Source organism: Streptomyces sp. ADI95-17, assembly GCF_003846175.1.
Taxonomy (GTDB): Bacteria; Actinomycetota; Actinomycetes; order Streptomycetales; family Streptomycetaceae; genus Streptomyces; species Streptomyces sanglieri.
The window spans coordinates 186,751-192,526 of the sequence record NZ_ML123050.1 but is presented as its reverse complement, the minus strand read 5'-3'; the positions used below and the strand labels follow the sequence as shown (position 1 = coordinate 192,526).

At 69.9% G+C, this 5,776-nt stretch carries 6 protein-coding genes; 4 read left to right on the top strand and 2 right to left on the bottom strand.

Features of this window, described 5'->3' with window-relative positions:
• Window positions 1-96: 96 nt before the first annotated feature.
• Together EES42_RS31630 and EES42_RS31625 are read right to left on the bottom strand one after the other, a co-directional pair.
• The gene (locus EES42_RS31630) at window positions 97-1,521 is read right to left on the bottom strand and encodes a sensor histidine kinase (RefSeq protein ID WP_124721711.1); all 1,425 of its coding nucleotides are present in this window, start codon (window positions 1,519-1,521) and stop codon (window positions 97-99) included.
• Complete coding sequence (locus tag EES42_RS31625; protein ID WP_124721710.1) at window positions 1,518-2,252, bottom strand: response regulator transcription factor; 735 nt, start codon at window positions 2,250-2,252, stop codon at window positions 1,518-1,520. Before EES42_RS31625 ends, EES42_RS31630 begins: the two co-directional genes overlap by 4 nt.
• Window positions 2,253-2,425: 173 nt before the next feature.
• Between EES42_RS31625 and EES42_RS31620 the strand changes: the two genes are divergently transcribed.
• The 4 genes from EES42_RS31620 to EES42_RS31605 all read left to right on the top strand — a co-directional run.
• Entirely contained in the window at window positions 2,426-3,790 is a 1,365-nt protein-coding gene (locus tag EES42_RS31620; RefSeq protein ID WP_124721709.1) for a ferredoxin reductase family protein, read from the top strand.
• An 11-nt stretch (window positions 3,791-3,801) separates the two neighbouring features.
• A complete protein-coding gene (locus EES42_RS31615; protein WP_124721708.1) occupies window positions 3,802-4,236 on the top strand; it encodes an FMN-binding protein in 435 nt (144 codons plus the stop codon).
• Entirely contained in the window at window positions 4,229-4,996 is a 768-nt protein-coding gene (locus EES42_RS31610; protein WP_124721707.1) for an FAD:protein FMN transferase, read from the top strand. The genes EES42_RS31615 and EES42_RS31610 overlap by 8 nt, the downstream gene beginning before the upstream one ends.
• A 136-nt stretch (window positions 4,997-5,132) precedes the next feature.
• Window positions 5,133-5,776, top strand: a 644-nt coding sequence (locus EES42_RS31605) for a DUF2231 domain-containing protein (protein WP_241196711.1), incomplete at its 3' end; no start/stop codon positions are given.

Below are 5,776 nucleotides of genomic sequence, written 5' to 3'. Positions count from 1 at the left end.
TGGGCACTTCCCGAACGAGACAGCCACTCTGAAGTGCGTCTGCGTGGCGATTACACCGCTCGATTGGCAGACCCGTGTGCTGGCAGGGCAAAAAGTTCAGCCGGGGAGTGTGATGCGGAAGGTGGTGTGTCCGGGACGGCTGGTGATGGTGGCGGTTCCGCCGTGGGCGGTGATGACGGCGTGGACGATAGCGAGGCCGAGTCCGGTGCTTCCGGTGCTGCGGGAGCGGGCGTGGTCGGCGCGGACGAAACGGCCGAAGACCTCGGGTTGGAGTTCGTCGGGGATGCCGGGACCGTTGTCACTCACGTCCACGCAGACGGTGGTCTGTTCTGTAGTGAGAGAGATCGTCACGTCGGTGCCGGGCGGGGTGTGGATTCGGGCGTTGGCGAGGAGGTTTCCGATGGCCTGTTGGAGGCGGTGGGCGTCGCCGGTGACGGTGACCGGTTCTTCGGGGAGGTCGAGGAGCCAGTGGTGGCCGGGGCCGGCGGCGCGGGCGTCGTCCGTCGCGTTCAGGATCAGCAGGGTCAGGTCGACCGGTTCTTTCTCGAGGGGCCGTCCGGCGTCCAGGCGGGCGAGGAGGAGCAGGTCGTCGACGAGGCGGGTCATGCGCTGTGACTCGCTGCCGATACGTTCCAGGGCGTGGCGGACTTCGGTGGGGACGGGGCCGCGGTGGCGCAGAGCGAGTTCGGCGTGGCCGCGGATGTTGGCGACGGGAGTACGCAGTTCGTGGCTGGCATCGGCGGCGAAGTGGCGGAGTCTCTCCTCACTCGCGTGGCGTCGGGTCAGGGCATCTTCGACGTGGCCGAGCATGTGGTTGAGGGCGGTGCCGACCTGGCCCACCTCGGTACGGGGGTCGGTGTCGGGGAGCGGTCCGGGCATGGCGACCTCGCCGCTGGCCAGCGGCAGTTCGACGACCTCCGCCGCACGGGCGGTGACCTTCTGGAGGGGGCGCAGGGAGATCCGCACCCACACGGCCCCCGCGATGCCGGTCGCCACGAGCGCGGCGCCGAACAGGACGGCTTCGACCGCTTCGAGGCGGTGAACGGTCTCTTCCACCGGGTGCAGGGGCAGGCCCGTGATCAGGGTGTCCTGGTCGTCACCCCGCACAGCCGTGACGCGGTACTTGCCCAGTCCGGAGAGGCGGATGCTGTGCCCGCTTCCGTCCACGGGGATTCCCGCCAGGGTGCGGTGGTCTTCGGGGGTGAGATGGAGGGGCCGGTCGGTGGCGTCGTCGACGACTGCGGCCTGGGTGACGGTGTTGTCCAGGAGGCGGGCGCCGAAGGTCGCATCGGCCTGGCCCCGGGTGTCGGGGCGGTTGTCGGCGTCGGGCTTGGCCTCGTGTTCCAGGCTGGCCGCGAACCGGCCGCCGGACGCGGAGAGCTGCTCGTCCAGGCGCCCCATCAGGAAGCCCCGCAGAGCGAGGGCGGTGGTGATCCCGACGGCGAGACAGGCGACGGCGAGCAGGGCGACGAGTCCGGCAGTGAGCTGGCCGCGCAGAGTGCGGGGCGGCAGGCGTGTCACGGGGCTTCCGGCTTGAGGACGTAGCCGACGCCGCGCACGGTGTGGATCATCGGGGTGCGTCCGGCGTCGATCTTCTTGCGCAGATAGCTGATGTAGAGCTCGACGATGTGGGCGCGGCCGCCGAAGTCGTAGGCCCACACCCGGTCGAGGATCTGGTCCTTGGACAGGACCCGGCGGGGGTTGCGCATGAGGAATCGGAGGAGTTCGAACTCGGTGCGGGACAGCTCGACGGTGGCCCCGCCGCGCCTGACCTCCCGGGCTTCCTCGTCCATGGTGAGGTCTCCGACGGTGAGCCGGTTCGTGCCCGGCCCGGCGGTCATTCCGGCCCGTCGCAGCAGCCCGCGCAGCCGGGCCAGTACTTCTTCAAGGCTGTAGGGCTTGGTGACGTAGTCGTCGCCGCCCGCGGTGATCCCAGCGATGCGGTCCTCGACCGCGTCGCGGGCGGTCAGGAACAGGACACACACCTTGGGCATCTCATGTCTGAGGGCCCGCAGGACCTGGAGCCCGTCCAGGTCGGGCAGCATCCAGTCCAGAACCACCGCGTCGGGCCGGAAAACACGGGCCGCCGCGAGCGCGGTCGCACCGTCACCTGCGGTGCGCACCTTCCAGCCCTCGCCGGTAATGACCCCGGCCAGGACATCGGTGACGTCGGGTTCGTCGTCGACGACGAGAATCCGTACGGGATCCCCGTCCGGGCGGTGCAGAAGCGATGTCGTACGCGGCTCGTCCATGATTCCTTCAGCATCCCCCGGCGCAGGCCCCCACAGGGGTGAGGCGTGTCTCAGAGTTTCCTCTCAATCGGAGCTGAGAGCGATCGACCACGCTGTTTCAGAAGGTACACAGAGGTTGGGCTGTGAGGCTGGCCACCCATCGCCGGAGCGTGCGCCATATCCGGAGGAGCCCCATGATCACCACATTCACCACCACGACGTATGCGAGCCGAGGGATGCGCCACCGGCGCCCGCGTCGAAGCCTCGTCCCGTTCCTGGTGCCGCTGGTGATCTGGGCCGGCGCCGCCGGGGTGCTGGGCCTGTGGTGGAGCGACACGAACTCGGTGGTCGGCCCGGCGGGCTGGCTCACCGGCGCGGGACGTATCACCGGTCTCCTGGCCGGATACGCCTGCGCGGTCCTGCTGGCGCTCATGGCCCGGATGCCGCTCCTGGACCACACCATCGGCACCGACAGGCTCGTCCGCTGGCACGCCTGGGGTGGCCGCTGCACCGTGTCCCTCGCCCTTGCGCACACCCTGCTGATCATCTGGGGCTACTCGCTGACCTCCCGCACGACCGTGGTCAGCCAGACCTCCACACTCGTCCTTCACTACCCCGACCTGCTAAAGGGCACGGCCGGCTTCCTGCTGTTCGTGGCCACAGGGGTTATGTCCGCCCGCGCTGCCCGCCGCAGGATGAGTTACGAGACGTGGCACTACCTGCACTTCGCGACCTACCTGGCGGTCTTCCTCACCTTCGGACACCAGCTCTCCAACGGAGCCGACTTCGTCGGCAACCGCCTCGCGCAGGCCGCCTGGTACACGCTGTTTCTCGGGGTCGCGGTCCTGGTCGCCTGTTACCGCTTCGCCGCCCCAGTCCGGCGAGGGCTGCGCCACCGCCTGCACGTGGCCGCGGTTCACCCCGAAGCACCGGGCATGGTCTCCGTCCACCTCACCGGCCAGCACCTCGACGACCTCGGGGGCGAGCCGGGGCAATTCCTGCGCTGGCGCTTCCTGACCCGCGGACTGTGGTGGACCGCGAACCCCTACTCCCTCTCGGCCCCCGCCCACCCCGGCCACCTGCGGATCACGGTCAAGACCGCCGGCGGGCACAGCGCCGCCCTTGCCCGCTTGAGGCCCGGCACCCGGGTGTGGGCCGAGGGACCCTACGGCGCCTTCACCGCGAACCGCCGGACCGCCCCCAGGGTCCTGCTCCTGGCCGGCGGGGTCGGCATCACCCCCCTGCGTGCGCTGTTCGAGACGCTCCCGGGCCAGGTGACCCTCGTCTACCGGGCCCGCCGCGCCGTCGACCTCGCCCTGCGCGGTGAACTCGACGCCATAGCCTCCCGCCGACGGGCCACCGTGCATTACATCGTCGACGAACCGGCCGGACACGCCTCCCCCCTCACCGCCGGGGTCTTGAGCACCCTGGTCCCCGATCTGGCCGCGCACGACGTCTACCTCTGCGGCCCGCTTGGCATGACCGAGGCCGCGATCGGGGCCCTGCGCGAAGCCGGTGTCCCGGCCCGGCGCATCCACCACGAGTCCTTCGCGTTCTGAGGAGAACCGCCATGCGCCGAGCCGTCCTCGCCACCACCGGGATCAGCGCCCTGATCGTCGCTCTGCTCGCTCTCAAACCCCACCAGCTCCCCGCCCTGGCCGGGGCGGCTCCCCGTTCCCCCACGACCTCGCACACTCGCGCAGGCACCTCGCCGGCCACATCCACTGGGACGGGCACGTTCACCGGAGATCCCATCGACACCCAGTACGGAACCGTGCAGGTCGCCGCCACCCTCAACCAGGGCAAGATCACCTCGATCAAGGTCCTCCAGGCCCCCGACCGCAGAGGCCGTGACCAGGAGATCGCCGCCTACGCCCTGCCCCGCCTCACCCAGGAGGCCATCGGAGCCCAGAGCGCGCACATCGACGCCGTCTCCGGCGCCAGCTACACCAGCCAGGGCTACATCCAGTCCCTCCAGAGCGCCCTGGACCAGGCCCATGCCTGACACCGCGACCGGGCTGCGCCACGTCGAGCACGTCATGGGTACCGTCTTCTCCTTCGACATCCGCGACCAGCCGACCTTCGCCATCCGCCGCGCCCTCGTCGAGGCTGTGCACCACCTCCACCAGGTCGATGCCGTGTTCTCCACCTACCGGCCCGACAGCCACATCAGCCGCCTCGACCGCGGCGAGATCCGACTGGAGGACTGCCCGCCCGAAGTCCACGAAGTCCTGTGCCTGTGCGCACAGGCCGCCCACGCCAGCGATGGCTGGTTCAGCATCACCCCCGCGAGAACCCTCGACCCCTCGGGGCTCGTCAAAGGCTGGGCCACCGAAGCGGCATCCCAGCTCCTTTACGACGCGGGCGCGCACCACACGTGCATCAACGGCGGAGGCGACCTGCAGCTCCGCGGCCAGGCGGGCCCGGACAATGCCTGGCGCATCGGCATAGCCCACCCGCTACGCCCCGGTGAACTGGCCACCGTCATCACCGCCGGCCACGACCTGGCCGTCGCCACCTCCGGCACCGCCGAACGCGGCCATCACATCGTCGACCCGCACACCAGTAGACCTGCCGACACGTTCGCCTCCCTCACACTCGTCGGGCCCCGCCTGACGCTGACCGACACCTACGCCACCGCCGCGTTCGCCCGAGGCAACGGGGCACAGGGCTGGGTGGAAACACTGGACGGCTACGAAGCACTCGCGATTCTGCCCGACGGCCAGGAATGGCGAACTCCAGGATTCAGCCGCTATGGGGCATGAGGTGCGACACAGTGTCATTCCCGCGCGCAGGGAACGGGCGCCTCCCGGTCGCGGCCGCGGCTTACCACCTATGTCGCCGCAGGAGCCCGACTCGTCCCTGTCCAGCATTGAACACCACCCTCCGAAAGAGCCCCTTGTGGGACTCGACCTGATCAACGGCATCCCCGCACACGTCCTGTTCGTGCACGCCGTCGTGGTCCTGGTACCCCTCACCGCACTCGCCCTGATCCTGTGCGCCGCCATCCCCTCCGTCATGCGCAGGTTCGGCCTCGCCCTGCCAGCCCTTGCCCTGGTGTCCCTGATCAGCGTGCCGCTGACGACCCACGCCGGCGAGTGGCTGGAACGGCACGTGGACCGCGACCCCCTGGTCCGTAAGCACACCGAACTCGGCGACGAACTGCTCCCCTGGGCCATCGGGCTCTTCCTGATGTCCGCAGCGGTGTGGTGGCTCTACCGCCGCGCCGCCCACCGCACCCCCGAGGCGGAGGGATCCACCAGCACGGTGGGCACGCCGCTCCATATCACCGCCGCGGTGCTGTCCCTCATCATCGGCGTGGGTGCCGGCGTACAGGTCTACCGAATCGGCGACTCAGGCGCTAAAGCCGCTTGGCACGACGCCTACTCCGCCACCGCGCCCCCCAATCGCGACTGGCCGACACGCGCCGTGACGCACCCAGCCCAGGGGCTGCGCTCGGTGACACCGCACGGTATCCGGCCCTTCTGCTCGCTACGCATCGAGGACGTTGTCGGGCGTTGTCACATTGGTGCGGTGTTGATCGA

What these genes read in the sequence shown, in the direction of transcription:
- EES42_RS31620 (WP_124721709.1), top strand. Translation starts at nt 2,426, where the DNA reads ATGATCACCACATTCACCACCACGACGTATGCGAGCCGAGGGATGCGC.
- EES42_RS31615 (WP_124721708.1), top strand. Translation starts at nt 3,802, where the DNA reads ATGCGCCGAGCCGTCCTCGCCACCACCGGGATCAGCGCCCTGATCGTC.
- EES42_RS31625 (WP_124721710.1), bottom strand. Translation starts at nt 2,252, where the DNA reads ATGGACGAGCCGCGTACGACATCGCTTCTGCACCGCCCGGACGGGGAT.
- EES42_RS31610 (WP_124721707.1), top strand. Translation starts at nt 4,229, where the DNA reads ATGCCTGACACCGCGACCGGGCTGCGCCACGTCGAGCACGTCATGGGT.